Source organism: Pseudoalteromonas umbrosa (assembly GCF_030125375.1).
In the GTDB taxonomy this organism is placed as follows: Bacteria; Pseudomonadota; Gammaproteobacteria; order Enterobacterales; family Alteromonadaceae; genus Pseudoalteromonas; species Pseudoalteromonas umbrosa.
The window spans coordinates 114,346-135,324 of sequence record NZ_JASJUU010000003.1 but is presented as its reverse complement, the minus strand read 5'-3'; the positions used below and the strand labels follow the sequence as shown (position 1 = coordinate 135,324).

At 40.3% G+C, this 20,979-nt stretch carries 15 protein-coding genes; 9 read left to right on the top strand and 6 right to left on the bottom strand.

The features are described from left to right. Window positions 1–300 precede the first annotated feature (300 nt). From QNM16_RS10705 to ahpC, 5 genes are all read right to left on the bottom strand, one after another. Window positions 301–975 carry a hypothetical protein gene (locus tag QNM16_RS10705; RefSeq protein WP_284020476.1) on the bottom strand — a complete coding sequence of 225 codons (675 nt, stop codon included), beginning with the start codon at window positions 973–975 and terminating at the stop codon, window positions 301–303. A gap of 198 nt (window positions 976–1,173) precedes the next feature. Then, window positions 1,174–1,923 carry a hypothetical protein gene (locus QNM16_RS10700; protein WP_284020475.1) on the bottom strand — a complete coding sequence of 250 codons (750 nt, stop codon included), beginning with the start codon at window positions 1,921–1,923 and terminating at the stop codon, window positions 1,174–1,176. Window positions 1,924–1,945: 22 nt separating this feature from the next. Next, the gene (locus QNM16_RS10695) at window positions 1,946–3,778 is read right to left on the bottom strand and encodes a motility associated factor glycosyltransferase family protein (protein ID WP_284020474.1); all 1,833 of its coding nucleotides are present in this window, start codon (window positions 3,776–3,778) and stop codon (window positions 1,946–1,948) included. Window positions 3,779–4,084: 306 nt separating this feature from the next. Further along, complete coding sequence (gene ahpF / locus QNM16_RS10690) at window positions 4,085–5,653, bottom strand: alkyl hydroperoxide reductase subunit F (RefSeq protein WP_284020473.1); 1,569 nt, start codon at window positions 5,651–5,653, stop codon at window positions 4,085–4,087. A gap of 107 nt (window positions 5,654–5,760) precedes the next feature. Then, on the bottom strand, window positions 5,761–6,330 hold the full coding sequence (ahpC, locus tag QNM16_RS10685) for an alkyl hydroperoxide reductase subunit C (protein ID WP_284020472.1): 570 nt from the start codon (window positions 6,328–6,330) through the stop codon (window positions 5,761–5,763). 241 nt (window positions 6,331–6,571) lie between these two features. Here ahpC and QNM16_RS10680 point away from each other — a divergent pair, with 241 nt between their 5' ends. The 5 genes from QNM16_RS10680 to QNM16_RS10660 all read left to right on the top strand — a co-directional run bounded on the left by QNM16_RS10680 (window position 6,572) and on the right by QNM16_RS10660 (window position 11,331). Continuing rightward, window positions 6,572–6,994: a DUF3429 domain-containing protein gene (locus QNM16_RS10680; RefSeq protein WP_284020471.1), complete on the top strand. Its 423-nt coding sequence runs from the start codon at window positions 6,572–6,574 to the stop codon at window positions 6,992–6,994. A 293-nt stretch (window positions 6,995–7,287) separates the two neighbouring features. Continuing rightward, on the top strand, window positions 7,288–8,130 hold the full coding sequence (locus QNM16_RS10675; protein ID WP_284020470.1) for a GGDEF domain-containing protein: 843 nt from the start codon (window positions 7,288–7,290) through the stop codon (window positions 8,128–8,130). Between the two features lie 203 nt (window positions 8,131–8,333). Next, window positions 8,334–9,419, top strand: a complete 1,086-nt coding sequence (locus QNM16_RS10670; RefSeq protein ID WP_284020469.1) for a methyl-accepting chemotaxis protein — start codon at window positions 8,334–8,336, stop codon at window positions 9,417–9,419. A 100-nt stretch (window positions 9,420–9,519) separates the two neighbouring features. Next, on the top strand, window positions 9,520–10,302 hold the full coding sequence (locus QNM16_RS10665) for a class I SAM-dependent methyltransferase (RefSeq protein WP_284020468.1): 783 nt from the start codon (window positions 9,520–9,522) through the stop codon (window positions 10,300–10,302). A gap of 177 nt (window positions 10,303–10,479) precedes the next feature. After that, the gene (locus QNM16_RS10660; RefSeq protein WP_284020467.1) at window positions 10,480–11,331 is read left to right on the top strand and encodes an EamA family transporter; all 852 of its coding nucleotides are present in this window, start codon (window positions 10,480–10,482) and stop codon (window positions 11,329–11,331) included. A gap of 35 nt (window positions 11,332–11,366) precedes the next feature. Here the strand turns inward: QNM16_RS10660 and QNM16_RS10655 are convergent, their stop codons facing one another. Beyond that, window positions 11,367–13,844, bottom strand: a complete 2,478-nt coding sequence (locus tag QNM16_RS10655; protein ID WP_284020466.1) for a S9 family peptidase — start codon at window positions 13,842–13,844, stop codon at window positions 11,367–11,369. A 213-nt stretch (window positions 13,845–14,057) separates the two neighbouring features. On the opposite strand from QNM16_RS10655, the gene QNM16_RS10650 reads away from it, so the two are divergent. The 4 genes from QNM16_RS10650 (at window position 14,058) to QNM16_RS10635 (ending at window position 20,968) form a co-directional block, all read left to right on the top strand. After that, a complete protein-coding gene (locus QNM16_RS10650; protein WP_284020465.1) occupies window positions 14,058–15,071 on the top strand; it encodes a LacI family DNA-binding transcriptional regulator in 1,014 nt (337 codons plus the stop codon). Beyond that, window positions 15,072–16,307 carry a glycosyltransferase gene (locus QNM16_RS10645; RefSeq protein WP_284020464.1) on the top strand — a complete coding sequence of 412 codons (1,236 nt, stop codon included), beginning with the start codon at window positions 15,072–15,074 and terminating at the stop codon, window positions 16,305–16,307. A gap of 272 nt (window positions 16,308–16,579) precedes the next feature. Next, window positions 16,580–17,806: a threonine/serine exporter family protein gene (locus QNM16_RS10640; RefSeq protein WP_211035311.1), complete on the top strand. Its 1,227-nt coding sequence runs from the start codon at window positions 16,580–16,582 to the stop codon at window positions 17,804–17,806. 594 nt (window positions 17,807–18,400) lie between these two features. Continuing rightward, complete coding sequence (locus QNM16_RS10635) at window positions 18,401–20,968, top strand: TonB-dependent receptor (RefSeq protein ID WP_284020463.1); 2,568 nt, start codon at window positions 18,401–18,403, stop codon at window positions 20,966–20,968. Window positions 20,969–20,979: the final 11 nt, after the last annotated feature.

The following is a 20,979-nucleotide window of genomic DNA, read 5'->3' as shown; positions in this document are numbered from 1 at the left end:
AAGTGACAAATATTCGAACCAAATGTATATACACATGTTATAACGATATACGCATCAGCTACATTATAATATATGTGCATAGTACCTACACACTTGTCACTTGGGTACTCACAAAGTGTCGCCGATCATGTCATTTAATAAAAATTAAATGACAGCACCAGCTTTACATACCCATCATCTATGCCATTAATACTATTTTCATTGTAAATAATTCTTAGAATAAGATTTTTTAAGCGTATAAATGAAACTTCTAAAAATTACAAACAAATAAAAAGGGGACTAAGCAATCCCCTTTCGCACTTAGTATTTACCTAAGTGATCTTCACACCCTTCTGCTATATAGGCTTCAATGCCTTTAAAGTAAGCTCTAATATAGTGAGAGTTATCTTTGCCACGCTTAGCATGACCGTAGAACTCATAAGAAGATGTTTCAATTCTATCTAACAAAAGGTGCTCTTTTTTGTTTTCGTAATAGTGCTGTAATGTTATGCGCAAGCGACCGAAATCATTTTGTCCCAAATAACTTGTCTTGTAGGTCCCCTTCCCCATAAAGTTTATATTTTTGTGTATATTGTCATATTTTGAGTTAGACACCACAACCAAACGCTTTCCAGCTTTAACACAAACATTATAGTGTTCTGTGTACACCTCAATACCTTGCCCAATAGGGATACTTTCAACGTACAGGACACCACGGTGCATACGATTACCGTCAATTGGGTCTAAACCATTCGTAGGAAATGGCTCAAAACCATCAGGTCTAGCGGCGTTAGTGTCACTCGGTTCTAACGAATCACCTACACCAAAGGAATCACCTGCGGCAAACTGAGTGTTAAGTTCGTTGCTTTCAACCCCTTCACTCACATGAACCGATTGATTTTCATCTGTCAAATAATCTAGAGGTTGAGAAACAGCTTTGCCAGAATGGGCAACTGCCATAACAATTGGTAAGACCGTTTTCATATTAAACTTCATTATATTCCCTTAATATGTCTTTATCTTGATGGCTTATTGACTCTCTACATGCATAGAAACAACATTATTTTATTAAAATAATACACCATATTTCTCTTGGTAAACTGCCTTTATTCTATCGGTTATAATTGACGGCACTTTTGAAAATCAGCCTAAGCACTCAAAGCCCAAAGGGCTCTGAGTGCATTATTTCCATTGTTAGAACCTTGATCCTAATGTATATTCACACCCTTCAGCTATATACATGTCGGCACCTTTATAATATCCACGTAAAGCACCTGCATGTTCACCATTAATTAACGAATAGCCATCGAACTCATACTTGCCACCTGGATATTTAAATAGCACCATTGACTCTGTCATTTGATGAAAGTCAAAAGATAATTCCAGCTCTAAGTACCCATAGTCTGAACCATAGATGCTAGTTGGTTTATAAGCTCCCTGGAGCATGTAGCGATTTTGTAGAGCCATAAAATCAAACTGAGAATGAGCACCAGCTACTACACGATCATTAGACTTAATACATACCCGCATATACTCATGGAAGTTTCCATCATTATTTGTATCTTGCTCAAGATAAAGAACACCATGATGGATATAACCATAAGTATCAGAGTTAAGCTCACCAGTTGGGAAAGCTTCAAAGTCAGCAGGACGGTCTCCAGAACCGAATGAGTCCCCAGCACCGAATGAGTCCCCAGCACCGAATGAATCTCCAGCACCGAATGAATCTCCAGCACCGAATGAATCTCCAGCACCAAATGAATCTCCAGCACCGAATGAATCTCCAGCACCGAACTGTTCCATTATTTGTTGGCTTTCAAAACCAGAGCTAATATTAGCTGGTTTATCATCACCAGTATAATAATCAATTGTTTTGGAGATAGCTTGACCCGAGTGTGCAGCCACTAGCACAATTGGTAAAGCTGCTTTTAGATTAAACTTCATATAATTCCCTTAATATACATTGCTATTGGATTGTTAATTTATATATTAAATCATCTAGTAAACTATTTAGCTCATTGCGCGCTCGCGCCTCATAGCTGTTCCATTTTTGCAATGGTAAATGATTTAAGTGGCTTGCTATTGTTGCAACGACATACTTTAAGCTGCCTGAAAGCAATATTTTACATATGGCAGAGTCAGAATCTGTTTTTAAAGAAAGTACAAACTGACTTATACACTTTATAATCGCCACTATATTTGGAGCATCGAGCACACGACTTTTTAATTCCTGTAATTTTTCGCCTGCATGTGCAAAGTTTTGCCCAGAGTCTATCGATGACAAAGTGTGTTGATTTGTATAATCAAAAACTGCTGACATTAAATGTGATTTAGCTTTATTACAGGGCTCAATTTCAGTGAGCATTACAGGTTTTGTCCCGCGAATGAAAGCACCATCACTTGCATTTAAAACCGTCACTTGAGGATTCAGTCCGAGCAGCTTTTCTTGGGCTCCCCTCGCCTCATTAAAGATACGAGATGTATGAACAAAGTCGCGAAAGTTTCCTTTTACACTCATTTCATCAGCAAACTTCGCTTGAGAAAGTTGACTGTCGGGCTCATAGTATCCTGACAATTTACTATGATGATTCTTGCTATCAACATAGCCATAATCACAACCTAGTAATACCAAGTTTTTAAACCCCATACGGATGAAAGCGGAGACAGCCATATTTGTGACTGTTGGGTTACAATGGAGCAGTGGCTCAACAGTTTGTTTAGCAGCTTTTGCAAACTCAGTTCCCAAATCATTTGCTTTAGCAAATACAATTTTACGGTCAAATTGTGACATAAGTTTGGGATATACTGTGCTGAGTGCAATTAACACAATATCCTTATTTCTGGGGTCATTGAGCTCACCTTCCTTTAAATAATAATTCGCTACAGATCTCTCCATTTCTATATGAAAGTCAGGCGAAATATCTGCTTTGAGTAATGCACCCATTGATGTACCACAAGAAACTATCACGGCTGATTCAGTAATCGTTGATAATTTAGCTATATCGTTATCAAGTGACGGTCCATTGCCAACTATATAGATAGGATAATTTGAAAAATGAGAAAAAACATTTTTATGCCCCTGAACCGACGCAGTTAAACGGTTTTCCTGAGTGTGTTTCCAACCGATTAACTCATCTTCCAAGTAACCCCACATACTGGCGAAACTATTTCGCCATTGTTTAAAGTTACCAAAGACGCTATCCATAAGAGGCGAGTTATAATGTCGGAATACGCTCATATCTGACAGTAAATATGCTCCCAAAACGTCGATAAGACCTCTCATGTCATGCAAAAATTGCGTATAACTGTTCACTTGGATAAAATTTAAAGACCCGCCTCGATTATCACACTCATTTTGTAAGCTGGAGAAGCAAATGTATTGAGAAGCAAGAGCGTATTGTATTGGATCTGATTCAACTATAACTATGTCAGTATAACGAATCTTTGACATCAATTTAGTTACGTGATGACCGGAGCCTAAACCCAATACAACTAATGTACCTCGTTGCGGTTTTGAATTACTATTGCGGCCCATTTCATCTGCAATACTATTTAAATTATTAATGCATTTTTGGTGCGAAAATTCTGTCGCTGTGCTTGATGAAAAACTCAGACTTAAATGAGTTGGGTGTCGAAGAAATAACTCTACTTGCTGATGGCAACTTCGCTTTGCATGTGCACCATAAAATTCAAATTCAAATTGAGCTGTATCATCCTGTTTAACCGACTCAATAGTTTTAATGAAATCACTTGGTAAACACCTTTTTAATAAATCAAGATTCTTATTAAATAGTTCCATATAGAAAAGTAATTCCAAATAATTATAACATAATAATTTTTCCATCATTAAACAACAAGGTCAACCAAAACCAAATGAAAACCATTAAAACCAATACTTTAAAACTAGTTTTAATAGTTAACTTGATAAAGTTTCGAACAATAAATAGAAACTTATATCATTAAATAAACATTTTAAAATGGCAAAATATTACTCATTTAATCAACTTTGTATAAAAAAAGCCACGCAAAAGCGTGGCTGGAGAAACATTGCATGGGTATATTGCAATGAATAAAGTCAGCTGAGCTTGTCAGCTATAAAGGGAAACTATGCAGCAGTCGCTGTACCTTCTTCACGAATTAAATACTCAAAAGCACCTAAACTTGCTGTCGCACCACTGCCCAAAGCAATAACAATTTGCTTGTAAGGGGCAGTCGTCACATCGCCTGCAGCAAATACGCCCGGCATATTAGTTGACCCTTTATTATCTATTTCTATTTCACCGAATTGCGTTAAATTTACTTCACTGCCTTTTAGCCATTCCGAATTAGGCACTAATCCAATTTGTACAAACACACCTGCTATATTCAAACTATGCGCTTCGTCTGTGTTTCGGTCACGATAGTTCAAGCCAGTCACCTTATTTGAATCACCGTTAATTTCGGTTGTTTGCGCATTGGTGTGAATCGTGATATTTGGCAAACTGTTGGCTTTATCAATAAGCACTTGATCCGCTTTTAACTCATTTGCAAACTCAAGCACAGTGACATGCTCAACGATGTTAGCTAAGTCAATGGCCGCCTCAATTCCTGAGTTACCGCCACCAATTACTGCTACTGCCTTACCTTTAAACAGTGGTCCATCACAGTGAGGACAATAAGCAACGCCACGGCCTTTGTATTCTTGCTCGCCAGGCACATTCACATTTCGCCATCTTGCTCCCGTCGAGATAACAATTGATTTGGCTTGTAATGTCGCGCCATTTTCTAATTCGATGTCTAAAAATTCATTGCGAGCGATTTTAGCAACTCTATTACCGTCCATGACATCAACATCATACTGCTTAACATGCTGCTCTAGCTGCGAGACTAATTTCGGGCCTTCTGTCTCTTGAACAGAAATAAAGTTTTCAATACTCATGGTGTCCGCAACTTGACCACCAAAGCGCTCTGCGACAACGCCTGTATTTAGCCCCTTCCGCGCAGAATATACCGCCGCGGATGCTCCCGCTGGACCTCCGCCAATAACGAGTACATCAAAAGGGGCTTTTTTATTAATTTTTTCAACCGACTTTTGTGCTGAGTTGCTATCAATTTTTTTCAATATATCTGATAAGCCAACGGCCCCTTGGCTAAATAGTTCACCATTAAGGTATACGCTTGGCACGGCCATAATATTGCGCTGCTCGACTTCCTCTTGAAATAAAGCGCCATCGATCATCGTTGTTGTGATCAAAGGGTTGCTTGCAGCTAACACATTCAATGCTTGGACAACTTGCGGACAAGTTTGGCAGCTAAGCGAAACATAAACTTCAAAGTTTAAAGGCGTGTCGATACCGCATATGGTTTCCAATTCATCCGCGTCTAACTTGGTTTCATGTCCACCACTGTGTAATAAAGCTAACACTAGGCTGGTAAACTCATGGCCCATTGGGACGCCTGCAAAGCTGATTTGGGTATTCGCATCAGTAGAGCTGACAACTAAAGATGGTCGTCTCGCATTCATATCATAGTTTTCAACCACCGATATTTCGTTACTCAATGAAGCTAGGTCCTGAGCCAGCGAGTTCAACTCATTGGACTTTTTGCTGTTATCTAACGCCACTCTTAGCTCTATTGGCGATTTAATATTTTCAAAGTGCTCTTTTAATTGACCTTTAATTTGCGCGTCTAACATTTATGTAATTCCTCATTGAAACGCAATGCTCATGCTTGCTTGATTATTAACTGGCGGTCGAAAATGCTTACCTACCCACAAATGTAGGTAGGTAAATCCGAGGTAAGTTAGATTTTACCAACTAAGTCTAGTGATGGTGCTAGCGTCTCTTCACCTGGCTGCCAAGATGCTGGACATACTTCACCATCATGCGTTGCGATGTACTGTGCAGCTTGTACCTTACGCAGTAGCTCATTCGCGCTGCGACCTATACCTAGGTCATGCGTTTCAACTACTTTAATTTCACCTTCAGGGTTAATCACAAAAGTACCGCGCAGTGCTAGACCTTCTTCTTCAATCATTACGCCGAAGTTGCGAGTAATTTTGCCTGTTGGGTCACCAATCATTGGGAATTCAATCTTTTTGATTGTGTCTGAAGCATCATGCCAAGCTTTGTGTGTGAAGTGTGTATCTGTTGATACTGAGTAAACTTCAACACCCATGTCCTGAAGTTGTGCGTAGTGATCTGCTAAATCACCTAATTCAGTTGGGCATACAAAAGTGAAATCTGCTGGGTAAAAGAAAACGATACTCCATTTACCTAATAAATCTTGCTCAGAAACTGATACAAAATCACCCTTGTGGTATGCTGTCGCGTTGAAAGGTAAAAGCTTAGTGTTAATCAATGAAGTGCTCATGGCTATCCTCTTTGTCAGTTGTATTTAGTGTTTGCGAGTGTGCTCGCCTTGCTTGACTACAAAGATATAGATTCAGAGCTTTTAAATAAAATTGATTAAAACTATCATTGCTATCGATTATTTTGATTAAATAAACTCAATAGCATTGTAAACCTTAGGTATAATCTACTCGTAACAATGAGTATTAGCAGTTAACGCACTGTGCGATTAACTTTAAAATCCAAACTAACTAAGAGTTTTTATGCATCCATATTTCAACCACATCCAATTAGGCTACTTTGGCTTTATCCCATTTTTACTTTGCATTGCATCAACTTTGATGTTGGGTAGCTCAGAGACGCTAGTAAGCATATTTAGTTTTTACAGTATGGGGATCTTGGCATTTATGGCTGGTACATTGTGGCGTGCTGGTGAGCAACCAAAAGTTCACGCAATATTGGCTGTTTTAGTTGTTATTCCATTTCCAGTATTGGCTTTAGTATCCCTAACCGCACAACTAGTTTATTTGAGTGCAAGTTACTGGTTAGTGCTGTGGTTTGAAAAAAGCATGCCAAAATGGCAAGAAGCTCACAGAGACTATAAGCAAATGAGGTTTGTTCTCACGTCTGTTGTATTCGTTTCTCATCTATTTATGATTGCTCAAGCCATTGAATTAACAAGATAGAATAAACTGTTTTGACAAAAGGCACGTCGATATTTCAACTATTCCTTTAACGACATGTAAAATTGCTACACGTTTATGGTGTTATCGATTAACATATTCGAATAATATAAGAAGTATCGACATGCTCTCTTTCACTAAATCAAGAATATAACTTATAACGGCAAGAATTATTTATTGAATAATTTACAACTAAACAATTCAAATATATGAATCAATACGGTAAATTAGTTTTCAAACAAGCAGAACAACAATAAAACTGCTATAAGTTAAAGGGGAGCGTTAGGAGTGCATATATGATTCAAAAGCTGCTTTACGGCTTCATCGGGGTGTTTGTTGTCACATTCTACCTTTGGATGATGGAACAGCCAGGCGATCTACTGGACTCAACCGAAGAGCTCTTCTGGTTCGCTATCGCGTTTGCCATGATTGTTTACTCCGCGCCTCACCTCAAAAACAACATCTTGATATTTGCTTGGTCTATATACTGTGTAGGACTTTTACTTGATTTACTGGATGATTTCATCGCTGTAGATATTTTACCCGTCATCGCACTTGATACCTCTTTAAAACAATTTGGCTTTTTACTTATCTGCTACTCCCTCTATACCATGATAGTTAGACAGCAAGAAGCTATCTCCCAGCTCAATAAAGAAATCCATCAAAGAAAGCGCTTGGAAGAAAAACTCAAGTTTGACGCAACCCATGATGAGTTAACACAGATTGGCAATCGACGAGCATGCTTCACCCACTTTGAAACCCTTTGTGAGCAATATCAAACGCTATTTTATTTCGACCTCGATGACTTTAAGTGTGCTAATGATAAATTTGGGCACAGTTGTGGAGATCTTATCTTAAAGAAAGTGGCCAAATCTTTAAGTGATCTGTTCGGTGAAGATAATTGCTTCAGAATTGGTGGAGACGAATTTGTCGCGTTTGGTACATTTGACACTGAAAATGACGAACAGCTTCGCAAAAAACTCCTCGAAGAAGTTTTTGAATATGGCGTTGGTATCAGTATTGGATTTACTGCCACTGACACCGATGTTCCGCCCGATAAACTACTGCACTTGGCAGATGCATCTATGTATAGCAACAAAAACCTTAAATCCGTGCGGTCAAAACCGCGAGTAAGTTAAGGCTTGAGTGAATATAGCGCTTTTGCAATAAAACTTTTCCAAAATAAAACCCTTTGATTTATCATTGAAAAAGTAGCAGCTATAAAGTTATTTATAGTAGATGCTAGCCAATGCATGGCTCAGCAGATACGCATTAAAAGAATAAAGCCAAGCTACAAATTTCTAAATACTCAGTGCGCTCACATTACAAAGGGGATTGAATCGTGTTCAACAACTTATTTTCCAGCTCAGATCTGAAATCACAACTATCACAAGTAAAAACAGAATTGGCGCAACAACGCCAAGAAAATGAACGTCTGAGTGAAGAAAATGCTCGATTACAATCCGAACTGATTGAAGCTCAACAACAGTTAAATGACAATACAGACAACCAACTCTTACAATGTGCCTTGTCTGGTATGAATCAGATAGAAGGCATACGTGAAACGGTTTTGCAGAGTTTTCAAAATATAGAGCAAGATAGTAATGCTATTTCACAAGTCAACCAATCATTTGAAACATCTGAAAAGTCACTTTCTAACATACTGACAGGAATGGGACAGTTATCCGATAATATGTCTAGTATGACGGATAATATTTCTGGACTGTCTCATATGGCCGACAACATTCATACTTTTGTAGCGACAATATCCAAGATTTCAGATCAAACAAACCTGCTTGCTCTCAATGCTGCTATTGAGGCTGCTCGTGCAGGCGAAGCAGGTAGAGGCTTTAGCGTTGTTGCTGATGAAGTACGTGCGCTTGCAAACAACACCAGTGCATCCGCCAATGAAGTATCTGATCTAGTTACTAAAATCATAGACACTACACAATTAACGGTAAAAGATGTCTCCGTCATTCAAGAGTCGAACAAAACTCTGTCGAACAGCATAGAACACTTGAATGATGAGTACGGTCATATCGTCACTAGCTGCAGTTCTATGAAAACAACCATTTCAAATGCGACCAAGCAAACTTTTATTCAAACCGTGAAGCTTGACCATGTAGTTTGGAAAAGTGAAGTGTATGCCGTCATTATGGGCAGCAGCAATAAATCAGTATCGGACTTTGCAGATCACACTTCATGCCGTTTAGGAAAATGGTTCTCTGGAGATGGTTCCAAACAATACTCAGATAACTCAGCCTACAGACGCTTAGAAAGCCCCCATAAAGAAGTACACAGATCAGGCGTTGAGGCGATTAAAAAATTCAATAATGGCGACAAACAAGGTGCTGTGCAGCAACTCAATAAAATGGAACAAGCCAGTGTAGATGTGATGCATTTACTTGATGAATTGAGAAACGCTTAAGGCGCTTGCGTATTCCCCCTCTAAAAGTCGCTAACAGTTAGCGACTTCGAGATAAAAATCTTGATATAATTCGCAGCTTTGAAATAGTCAGTGTTTACTCATGCAATTAAAATCAAATTGGCGAATCTTAACTGTCGGTGATGGAGATTTAAGTTTCTCCTACTCAATCAAGAAATACTTAAACCCAAAGCTTATTGTTGCAAGCATTTATGACAGTGAAGTTGAGTTGCGCGCAAAATACCAAAACCATGCGCTGGATAAACTGAGAAATACCGACACTCAAGTACTGACCGAATTTGACGCAACAAATAGCGCTTCTTGGGCAAGGTTAGCTGGGCAAACATTTGATATTGTTATCTTTCAATTTCCATTAATTCCTGCATTTTCATCTCATGAAGCGTTTAAGCAAAGTGCGCTAAGTATCAATACCCTGAACAGAAGACTGCTAAGGCACTTCTTGAATTACTCGCAATCAGTGGCATTAGATGCAACAGGACCAATGCTCAGTGTTATTACTTCAAAAGATGTTAAGCCATACTGCGAATGGAATTTAGAGGAAACGCTTCATCAAGGGCTAAACATTGATTATCTAGGACAAACTGAGTTTGATATCAGCCAATTTCCTGAGTACAAGATCCGTAATGTTGATAGGGATAAACACGTCAAAGATACCCGTGGGATTAGCTACTTTTGGTCACCAAAACCCCTTGATTGTTTAACGTTGGCGAAACCAGATTACCTCAAGCCATCTCATTGCTCAATGTGTCGTGTTGGGCCATTCCTAACAGAGCAAGATAGGCAAGCACACCTTAATTCAAAAAAACACAAGCAAATGTCAAAACATGAAGATGCATGGCAGACATTTTTAAAGCTGCCGCAGTGATGCGGCCCTTTTTAGATACACAAAAAACACAACAAAAACACCTAAATAAAACAAAAAAACACTGTAATTACATAAAAGCTCAAAGCACATCCAAGCAAAGAATAATGTATACAAAATGATTGAGAGATAGCTCGTAACCCTTTAAACTAGCGCCCTTCTCATATCGGTAGGTCAAATATGCAACTTCTAGATAAACGCTTTTTATATGCAATTGCATGCCTTTTACTAGCCATGATCACTATTCAGTCTGGCGCATCAATCGCAAAGCAACTTTTTCCTCATGTGGGACCAGAAGGGACCACTGCATATCGTTTAGGCTTTTCGGCATTGATACTTTGCTTAATTTTTAAGCCTTGGCGGAAATTACCGAAGAACTGGCGACCTGTTATTCTATATGGCCTATGTCTCGGCATTATGAACTTAACATTTTATTATGCTATCGCACGTATTCCCCTTGGAATTGGGGTGGCACTTGAGTTTACCGGACCACTTGCAGTCGCGTTATTTTCTTCCAAACGCAAAAGAGACTACTTGTGGGTACTACTGGCTATTGCAGGTATTTTTTTACTTTTACCCAATATGAACGAAGTCGATGGTCTTGACCCCATTGGTGTGCTACTTGCACTTATCGCTGGCGCATGTTGGGCTGGGTATATCATTTTTGGCAAGAAAACGGGGGGGCAGAGTTCAGGTGGAATGGCTGTCGCTCTGGGAATGAGTATCGCCGCGTTTGCAGTTGTTCCCTATGGTGTTATCTCTCAAGGAAGTGCGCTATTGGACTGGTCGCTGATCCCCTTAGGGCTTGCCATTGGTATATTATCAAGCGCCCTGCCTTACAGTTTAGAAATGGTAGCCCTACGCAACATGCCTGCGCAAGGGTTTAGTATCATGATGAGCTTAGAGCCAGCTATCGCCGCCTTGGCAGGACTGCTTATTTTGGGGGAGCTTCTTTCATTCTGGCAATGGGTTGCAATCTTTTTAGTCATAGGGGCATCACTTGGCAGCTCGATAACCACTAAAGAGCGTTAATGTAAGTCGGATTTGGCCCTACTCAGGGCCTTTAGCTAACCCCAAGGCGAAGGATATTCGAAGCCAGCTTCTTGCTCACTGGGTAATTCAAAACGCAGCGCTTCAGGCACTTGATCCAATTCCTCAACCTCTGGCAAAGGTTCAAAATGCAGCTTCAACCACTGCTGTTGCTCATATAACATATGCAGTAAATCTTTGTCATCGCTAAAGGTATGATCACTATTGGGAAGCAACACAAGCCTTGCTGTTTTTCCAAGATCGTTCAACGCACTAAACATTCTTTCTGACTGCACAGGATAGCTGCCAATTTGACGATCTTGATAGCCATGCATCAATAAAACAGAGCTTTTCATATTTTGAGCAAAATACAATGGAGAGTTTGCCAAATACTTATCTTGCTGAGCCCACAAACTCTGCGCTTCATCACCAAATATGAATGGCGCTAGTGTTAAGTTATATGTGCCACTTCTGGCAATCCCCGTGACGAACATGTCAGTTTGCGTTAGTAATTTCATGACATTCGTTGCTGCTAGTCCATGGCCACCGATAGCAATTTTACTTTTATCTGCAATACCTTGTGATACCAATGTATCAATGATCACTTTAGCAGTATCACGCAGCTGTTTATCTAATTGCTGACCTTGTAGCTTTGCGCTTAAAACAGGCATGTTTTTTAAATTTAAAACAGCATAACCTTCATGAACAAATGGGACGCCATTCATTGCATTAAGCTCAGGAAATAAATAAGGGGAATCTATTTCTTGGTTGGCTTTATTTTGTTCACCATTATTAAGCCAAATCACCAATGGGATGCGCCCTAAGCTTGGGTCAAAGCTATTAGGTAAGTAAAAGTCACCTTTGATCACTTTACCAGCGCCCACTTTAAACTGCATTTCCTCTTTGCGGATCGGCTGCATGCTTGGATATGGATGGGCATACTTTGTCAGCTGCTCCACAACATCAAACGTAAGATTGCGAGAAAAGTAATTCGCCGGGTTTTCTTTGGACTCTTTACGTGTAACAAACTGCATACCATCGTCTGCCAACACGGCAATCACCTGCTCAAAATAGGGTGTGCTAGATTGCCAGATGGGCGTTATAAGATTGCCGCGAGCATCAAATCTTGCAAGGTAAGGAACATCCACACCATCTCGCTTTTTAGTGCCCTTTAAAAACAAATATCGTCCACCTGCCACTTTAACGACAGGAACGCCTAATTCATTTTTTGTCATGACAAGTTCGCGCTGCTCACCTGTCCCCATGTCATCAAACAGACTTAACCTAACCTTCGCACGCTCTGGTGTCAATGGAGAAAAAGAGTAGTAGGATTTTTTACCTTGATCAGACTCAATCACCATCAACGCCAATTGGTTATCGCCCCAAATGATTTCAGACACGCGCCCTTCTACGTCTGTATATAGTCGAGGATCGCGCCTAAAAGGTGCTGAGATGCTATATAAGCTCTCATTGTCATCATCTGGCTCTGACTGTGCCCAAACTAACGTAGCCCCTTTATCCGCACGCCATTGAAAGCCTCTTTTAAGAGTAGAGTCTATAAATGGCTGAGACAGTATGTCTTGCTCGGATAGTGTACTTTTTGGACGAAATACCTCGTACAAAGGTACGCCTCGCATACCCCAGATCTGCCAGACGCTGAAACTTTGGTTATCAAAATCTTGTTCTGACATATCTGCCAAATTTTGCACATCTATCATGGCCACGATTAAATTTGTAGAGTCTGGCGATGACTTAAACTCGCTAAAATATGCTGGCTGCCCAATTGCCACAGCTTTGCCATTTAATGGGACTTTATACAACTGTCCTAGTGCAAACTGCATAAATTGAGACTGCTTCGCTGCACTAAATCCCTCGTCGTCTACCTTTGCTATTTTGGCCGTTGAAGTAACGACCAATGGCCCTGTGCCAGTATCAGGTGTCACTTCATGACGGACCTTGTTGTGTGACAAATTCACTCTGAAATTGGCAATAAGACCTGAGCCATCAGCAAGCCACTCAAACGGTTTGTTAATTGCGAAGCCATTAAGCGCAAAGCTCGATAAGCTTTTTGGTTTACGGCGCTTAATATCATAAATCCAAAGGTGCGCACTTGTTGTAGTTTCAAGCACAAACGCGAGATATCGGCCATTTGCACTCCAAGTGGGGTGGACAATATTTCCTTGTGGAATACCCGTAACATTCAGCACTGCACCAGTATCGATGTGCTTAAAAGATAGAGATGAATATCTTGGCAAATCAGTATGCAAATTAGTGGCTGTATTGAAATGCACACCGAGAAGATTAGACGTTGACGTATTTGAATGTGCACCTGTTTGCTCAGTAAGTAACGCCATCCAACTACCTTGTGAATTCACTAGGGCTTCTGGAACACTATGATGTTGTATTAACTCAGCCATCTCAGCTGAAGGTTGCTTGTAAGTAGATGCATCAGCGTACCCGATACTGCTTAACATACATGCGCTAACAAATAGAATTAATGCCCTGATAATTATCACTTCTGTAGTCCTAGTCAAATAGCCACAACGGGACATCATATCTTTATTTTTGGCCCAGTGCAGTATTTTAGAGACATTTTACAGTCAAAAAGCTGTTTTTTAGACTATTGTTTTATACAAAAGCACCACAATTGAATTGTAAGTTGCAGAGTCGAAGTTGATAGGTTTAAACTATGCAACCGTCATCAGCACAACGTATGCGATCAGGCACTTATGAACAACGACAAAAAACCAGAAAAAATAACAATTTTTGATGTTGCCAAAGAAGCGCAAGTTTCCAAATCTACTGTTTCTCTCGTATTAACTCACTCCGACAAAGTAAGTGACAAAAGTAAAGAAAAAGTACTTAAAGCCATTGAGAAACTTGGCTATGTTTACAACCGTGATGCAGCAGCATTACGCAGCAAACGCTCTAATTTAGTAGCTGTAGTTATCAATGACTTAACCAACCCCTACTCGGCACAACTAGCCGTTGGTTTAGAAAAACATATTTATGCACTTGGTATGGTCCCAATGCTCGTCAATACTGGTGAGGATTTCAAACGCCAGCAACAAGTGGTCAACACACTAAAAGAATATAACGTCTCCGCTTTTGTCATTGTGCCAGCGCCCGGCACGACTAAAGAGTGGGTAAATCAACTGGTATCAACTGGGTTTCCTGTCATCAATATCATGCGTGAAATACAATTTGCTGATGCGCCTTGTATTTTGCCTGACAATCAAAAAGGTACCCATTTAGCCACAGAGCATTTACTAGAAAAAGGGTTGTCTTCCCTCGCCTTTTTAGGCGGTACAGACGAAATATCTGATTATCATGAACGTGTTAGTGGCTTTCGCTCTGCAATATCCGCACATGCGTCACCGGTAAAGTCATATGAAATTAAAGCACCGACTAACCGCCAAGGTGGCAGAGATGCATTTCACGACATCATAAATCAAGCACCTGATATTCAAGCTGTTGTTTGTTTTAGTGATGTCATCGCTTACGGCGTAATGGAAGCCATGAGAGAGCATAACTTGGTACCCGGAAAAGACGTGAAGGTAATTGGCTTTGACGACCTAGCTGATTCACGCCTTATGCGCCCAGCCCTCTCTTCAGTGCGCATTGACGCCAACGACATAGGCAAAAGAACTTGCCAAGCACTGAGTGAAATTCTAAACAAATCACAACCGCCAGTCAGAACACTGGTCGATATATCCTTACAAATACGAGAATCATCTTCTTAAATGAATAAAGTTTTAGTTATTGGCTATGTATGGCCAGAGCCGAATTCTTCGGCTGCGGGCATGCATATGCTCTCTTTGCTTCAATTTTTTACATCGCAAGGCTGGCAAGTTGAATTTGCAAGCCCTGCACAGCAAACGGACCATATGATTGATTTGTCAAACTATGGCATATCCAGTAAGCAAATAGCCCTCAACTGCAGTAGCTTCGATAACTATGTAGAAACGCTAGCTCCTGATATCGTCATGTTTGACCGCTTTATGATGGAAGAGCAATTTGGCTGGCGTATTGATAAATTTGCGCCGCAAGCCATGAAAATTTTAGACACCGAAGACTTACAGTGTTTAAGAGGTACAAGACACGCGGCTATAAAAGCCGGTATTGACTTCCACTTAGACTCTCTTTTAGATAGTGAGTTGGCGAAAAGAGAAATAGCAGCGATACTTCGCTGTGATTTATCCCTAATCATCTCAGACTATGAATATGACTTGTTGCAATCAACTTTTAACATCAGCCCTGCACTTTTAGTTCACCTGCCGTTTTTAGTCGATCTAGATTCGCTGCCCTGCGAGCTGCCATCATTTGAAACACGACAACACTTCATGACAATTGGTAATTTTCGTCATGCGCCTAATTGGGACTCTGTTCTTTACTTGCAAAAGCTTTGGCCAGCAATTAAAAAACGCCTACCTGACGCGCAATTACATATTTATGGCTCTTACCCGCCTAAAAAAGCAACTGATTTAAACAACCCTAAAACTGGTTTTTTAGTCAAAGGCTGGGCAGATGATGCAATTGAGGTGATGAAAAACAGTCGCGTCTGTTTGTCTCCTGTCAGATTTGGCGCAGGTATTAAGGGCAAGTTATTGGAAGCCATGTTAACTCAAACTCCCTGCGTCACCACGAAAATTGGTGCAGAAGGCATGCATGGTGACTTACCATGGCATGGCGCGATAACAACCTGTGATGAAACGTTTATTGAAGCTGCTGTTTCGTTATATACAAATCAACAAGACTTTCATCAAGCGCAAAAAAATGGCCTTAAAATTCTGCATGACAGATATGACAAGAAAGAGTTAAGTACCCGTTTAATAAACAAAATTGCTGAAATCCAAAAAAATCTAGTACCTCATCGAACACAGAATTTCTTCGGTCAAATGCTCAAACACCATACACTGCGCAGCACACAATACATGTCACAGTGGATCGAAGAAAAAAACGCAAATAAAATGCGTTGAAAATAAGGCAAAACTGGTTAGAATGCGCGGCGTAACTTATTATTAGCTTTATAGAAATGGGATAAGAGTAATGTCTTTACTATTTCTTAGACTGAGTACGCCGCGAAAAAGCGTCAAACAAGGCATTTTTACCTACGTTTTTTTGCTCCGAGTATTCAAAATTACAACATAATTTAACTGTATCATAAGTTACGTAATTTGGGATTTAAGTGACCAACACTTAAATGTATGGGCTTGCCCTCAACCTCTCAACTATTTTAGGTATTACACAGTTGAATTCAGCTACGTTTACACAAAAGCGCAAGTTTATTGTTAAACTTGGCAAAATGCTTCATCAATATGGTACCCCCGCTTTTCGTTTGGAAGCGCACTTGATGGAAGTTGCCACTCACCTCGGTTTAAAGTCTTCATTTGTGATGTCTCCAACCTCTGTTACTTTTGTAATTTGGACTGATGGACATGAAGAAGAGTACACCCATGTAGCCAGAGTTGAACCAGGCGACCATGATTTAGGCTCACTTGCCAATACCGATGACGTCGTAAATAAAATGCTGGCCGGCGAACTCACAATCGTTGAAGCTGATGAAAGCCTTGAGCAGATCCAAAACGCTGACTCCCCTTATTCTAGGTGGCAAATGGCACTTGCTTTTGCGGTCTCGGGAGGCGCGTTTGCTATGCTAATGGGTTCCAGCTGGAGTGATGTAATATGGTCTGGGATAATCTCTATCTTGGTATATTTATTTATCCTTTGGTCTGAGCACTCTAAGCGCGTCACCCATATGCTAGAACCTATGGTGGCCATCGCTTCAGCATTTGCTGCGTGTGCCGTCTCGGCCTACCTTGATCCTCAACTCAATATCCGATTAGTGGTGCTATCCGCAATCATTGTGTTTATCCCAGGTTTGGCGTTAGCGTTAGGGTTTGCTGAGCTCTCTGCACGTCACTTGGTATCTGGTACCGCTAGGGTTATGGATGCCTTTATGCTGTTATTCAAACTCTATTTTGGTGCCTTTTTAGGAATTAGCATTGGCTTTTATGTGTTTGGACAAGTTGATTTTGTTCAACCCGATCCGCTGCCAAAGTGGACGGCTTGGTTAGCAGTATTCTTACTTTGCGTTAGCCTTGTTGTTATATTCAAAACCAAATTAAAACATGTGCCTTGGTGCATTACATCTGGGTTTATTGCTTATGCTGTTTCAGTCAGCGCAGCTATTTATTTTGATTATGCCTTAGGCACGTTTGCTGGTGCATTTGCCGTTGGCATTTTCAGTAATATTTTTAACCGCGTAGAGAACGCGCCAGCTTCAATCGTCACCATGAAAGGCTTGATTGTATTAGTACCTGGCTCTAAAACATACATTGGCCTCAATTCTTTAATTGAAGGACAAAGCTTTGTGATGGCGGATCATATTGGCCAGCAGACCTTTTTGATCTTTATGTCCCTAGTCGCAGGTTTAATCTTTGCCAATGTGGCCCTGCCTCCTAAAAAGAGTTTGTAGCACAATATAACTCAACACAGCCCCTTATCTCATGAAGGGGCTGTAGTTTGTTTAGGCCGCTTCAATTTTCACACATTTATTGACATATCCAATGCACTTCTGCGCTTGTCGTGCTCCCAATTCTTCTACTCAAACAGTCCATTATGTGCTGATTTTAATTTATGTATAATGCATCGCTAAGCCCCTTTAGATTGTTATTTACAGCTTTATCAGGCGAGCATACTAAACAGTTAACGTGCAAAAAGTCGACCCTACTCCTGTGCCAAACGCAATTCATAAGTCATGGTGCTAAGTTGCCCATTTCCAATAAAGGTTAAATTTCTTAACCACAAAACCTCATTAGTTGTGAATGTTAATAAATTTAAATTTTAAATATAAAAAATAAAATTACTTATCTATCCAAAAAACATGGGGAATTAAAAATTATAAGCAGATAAATCATAAACTAAGAAAAATAACAAATTGAAAAATTATTGTTTCATAACTAATCACACCCTTTCAAGATTTAACAAGCAGACATGTTGTTAAATTTCAACTGCACAAAGTTACATTTAAGTGATTACGTTCAAAAATTCATCCAAGGGGATTGGTATCATGTTCAACAATAAAAACAAGTTGTCGCTGGCAATAAGCTCAGCTTTAATGACTTCTACTTTGTATTTTTCACCTTATGCGTTTGCACAAAATGACAGCGCTGTTTCAAATCAAAAAGAAGTGGAAGTCATTCAAGTTCGTGGTATCCGCGGCAGTGTTGTTAAATCGCTCAATACCAAGCGTTATGCAGATGCAATCGTAGATGCTGTGACAGCAGAAGACATTGGTAAGTTTCCCGACCAAAACGTTGCAGAATCACTTCAACGGATCACAGGGGTTTCTCTTACTAGAAGCTTTGGTGAAGGTGAGCGAGTAAGTATTCGAGGCACAAGTGAAAGCCAAAACCGAACATTGTTAAATGGTCAAGCCGTCGGTTCAACGGACTGGTGGACAAACTCAGCTGCGAGTCGTGGCTTTAACTATACAATGCTACCATCAGAGATTGTATCTGGTCTTGAGGTGTATAAATCACCTGAAGCAGACATTGATGAAGGCTCAATCGGTGGCACAATCATTGTCAGAACAAGAAAACCGCTCGATTTAGAAGCGAACAAAATAGCTGGCTCATTGTTAGCCCAACATAGTGAGGTTTCTGGCGAAACAGATCCGCAAGCGTCCATCATGTATAACTTCAAAAACGATGATGAAACATTTGGCGCACTTGTGTCGTTAATTCGACAAGAGCGAAATCTGCGCCGTGATGGTATTGAAGCTTGGAGCTGGACAGACAGAAACATCACCATGGCAGATGGTACCGTGCATGAAGATGTATACAGCCCGGGCGGTGGTGGCTCTGCAATGTTCTCCCAAGAACGTGTTAGAACAGGTATCACACTTGCGCTTCAATATCGCCCAAGTGACGCGACAGATATTTCATTTAATGTATTAGATTCAACGCTGGATGCCGATAATGAAAACCAAAACTTTCTATGGTTACCTGAGCGTGGCGGCGCGCAATATACAGACATCACAATCATTGATCAAAATAAGGTCGGAAAAATGGTTGTCGGTGGTACCATGGGGTTATCTCCAGACAGTACAAATATCCTAAATGAAACAAAAGTAAGAAACTCAAAGCTAAAAACCAAAGCGTATGACTTAAAAGTCGAGCATGAAGGCGAGCTTTGGCAATCCACTTATCAACTAGGTTATACCGAAGGCTCTGGTGGTTCACAAGCTGACCGCTCTGTAGGCTGGGTTGGTAACTACGTACATTCTTTTGATACCTCGCAAGTAGAAGATGTTAAAACTTCTTATGGTGCAGATCCGAAAGATGGCACAAAATGGAACCTCGGCTTTTTGCGTTACGACAACAATGATGCAAAAGATGACGAAAGCTATTTCCAAGCCGACTTTAAACGCCCTATTGATGTTGCTGTATTCAGCGAAATTAAAATGGGTGTTAAATACCGGGATCATAGCCGTTTTAATACCAAAAACACCACAGATGCACGTACTGACCTCAACTGGAGCTTAGCTGATTACTCACTTGTGATGCCAAGCGACTACCTATCTGGTTTGGGTTCATCTGGTACATTACGATCTTATGCCATTACTGACTCAGATAGAGTTCGCCAAGATGGTGATGCTCTTAACTGGAACTATAGAGTTTTAAAAGCCAGTACTTTTGACATTAAAGAAAAAATACTAGCAGGTTATGTTAAAACAACCATAGATGCAGATGGCATGCGTGGTAACTTAGGTGTAAGGCTTGTGCACACCAAGCAAGAGTCTTCTGCATTTGCAGGTGCAACAGGTCTTGAAACGTGGACCACACAAGACAAAGACTATTTTGATGTACTACCAAGCATTAACCTCGCCGTTGACTTAAGTGATGATCTACTTATGCGCTTTAGTGCAGCGAGAGTAATGTCTCGTCCAGACTATGCCAGTATGACAGCTTCAACCTCATATAACGTTGAAACTCAAACAGGCACAGGCGGTAACCCAGATATAGATCCATTCCGTGCAACACAATTCGATACTGGTATTGAGTGGTACTTCAACGAAGCGGGACTGTTCTCGGCAGTATTTTTCTATAAAGATATTCAATCATTCTTAGACAGTACGCCTGCATTAGAGATACATGAAAATACCCCAATTAGGATCAGTCGTCCTTCAAATGGTCGCGCAGGACGAATTCAAGGATTAGAGTTTGGCTATCAACAAGAGTTGCTTGAAGGTGTTGGTATTTCTGCCAACTACACCTATGTAGACGGTGAAGCCAAAGATAAAGATGGTAACGACGTGACTATTCCTGGTAACTCTGAGCACACAGTCAATTTAAGTGCATATTATGAAAACGACTCGCTCAGCGGTCGTATTTCATATAACCACCGCTCAGGATATGACTCAGGTAATGATTGGCCTGGTTACATTGACGCCTACGGTCAAATTGATGCAAACCTAACTTATAACATCAATGAAAACTTAGCCGTCGTCTTAGAAGCTATCAATTTAACCGATGAACATACATTTAGCTATCAAGAGGAAGGTGTTGAGCAGGCACTTACTGGTGTCTATGCAGATGGTAGACGCTTCGTGGCTGGTGTTCGATTTAACTTTTAAATAAAAAAGCA

Coding starts and splice junctions, on each gene's coding strand:
- QNM16_RS10705 (WP_284020476.1), bottom strand. CDS start 975: ATGAAGTTTAATATGAAAACGGTCTTACCAATTGTTATGGCAGTTGCC.
- QNM16_RS10700 (WP_284020475.1), bottom strand. CDS start 1,923: ATGAAGTTTAATCTAAAAGCAGCTTTACCAATTGTGCTAGTGGCTGCA.
- QNM16_RS10695 (WP_284020474.1), bottom strand. CDS start 3,778: ATGGAACTATTTAATAAGAATCTTGATTTATTAAAAAGGTGTTTACCA.
- ahpF (WP_284020473.1), bottom strand. CDS start 5,653: ATGTTAGACGCGCAAATTAAAGGTCAATTAAAAGAGCACTTTGAAAAT.
- ahpC (WP_284020472.1), bottom strand. CDS start 6,330: ATGAGCACTTCATTGATTAACACTAAGCTTTTACCTTTCAACGCGACA.
- QNM16_RS10680 (WP_284020471.1), top strand. CDS start 6,572: ATGCATCCATATTTCAACCACATCCAATTAGGCTACTTTGGCTTTATC.
- QNM16_RS10675 (WP_284020470.1), top strand. CDS start 7,288: ATGATTCAAAAGCTGCTTTACGGCTTCATCGGGGTGTTTGTTGTCACA.
- QNM16_RS10665 (WP_284020468.1), top strand. CDS start 9,520: ATGCAATTAAAATCAAATTGGCGAATCTTAACTGTCGGTGATGGAGAT.
- QNM16_RS10660 (WP_284020467.1), top strand. CDS start 10,480: ATGCAACTTCTAGATAAACGCTTTTTATATGCAATTGCATGCCTTTTA.
- QNM16_RS10650 (WP_284020465.1), top strand. CDS start 14,058: ATGAACAACGACAAAAAACCAGAAAAAATAACAATTTTTGATGTTGCC.
- QNM16_RS10645 (WP_284020464.1), top strand. CDS start 15,072: ATGAATAAAGTTTTAGTTATTGGCTATGTATGGCCAGAGCCGAATTCT.
- QNM16_RS10635 (WP_284020463.1), top strand. CDS start 18,401: ATGTTCAACAATAAAAACAAGTTGTCGCTGGCAATAAGCTCAGCTTTA.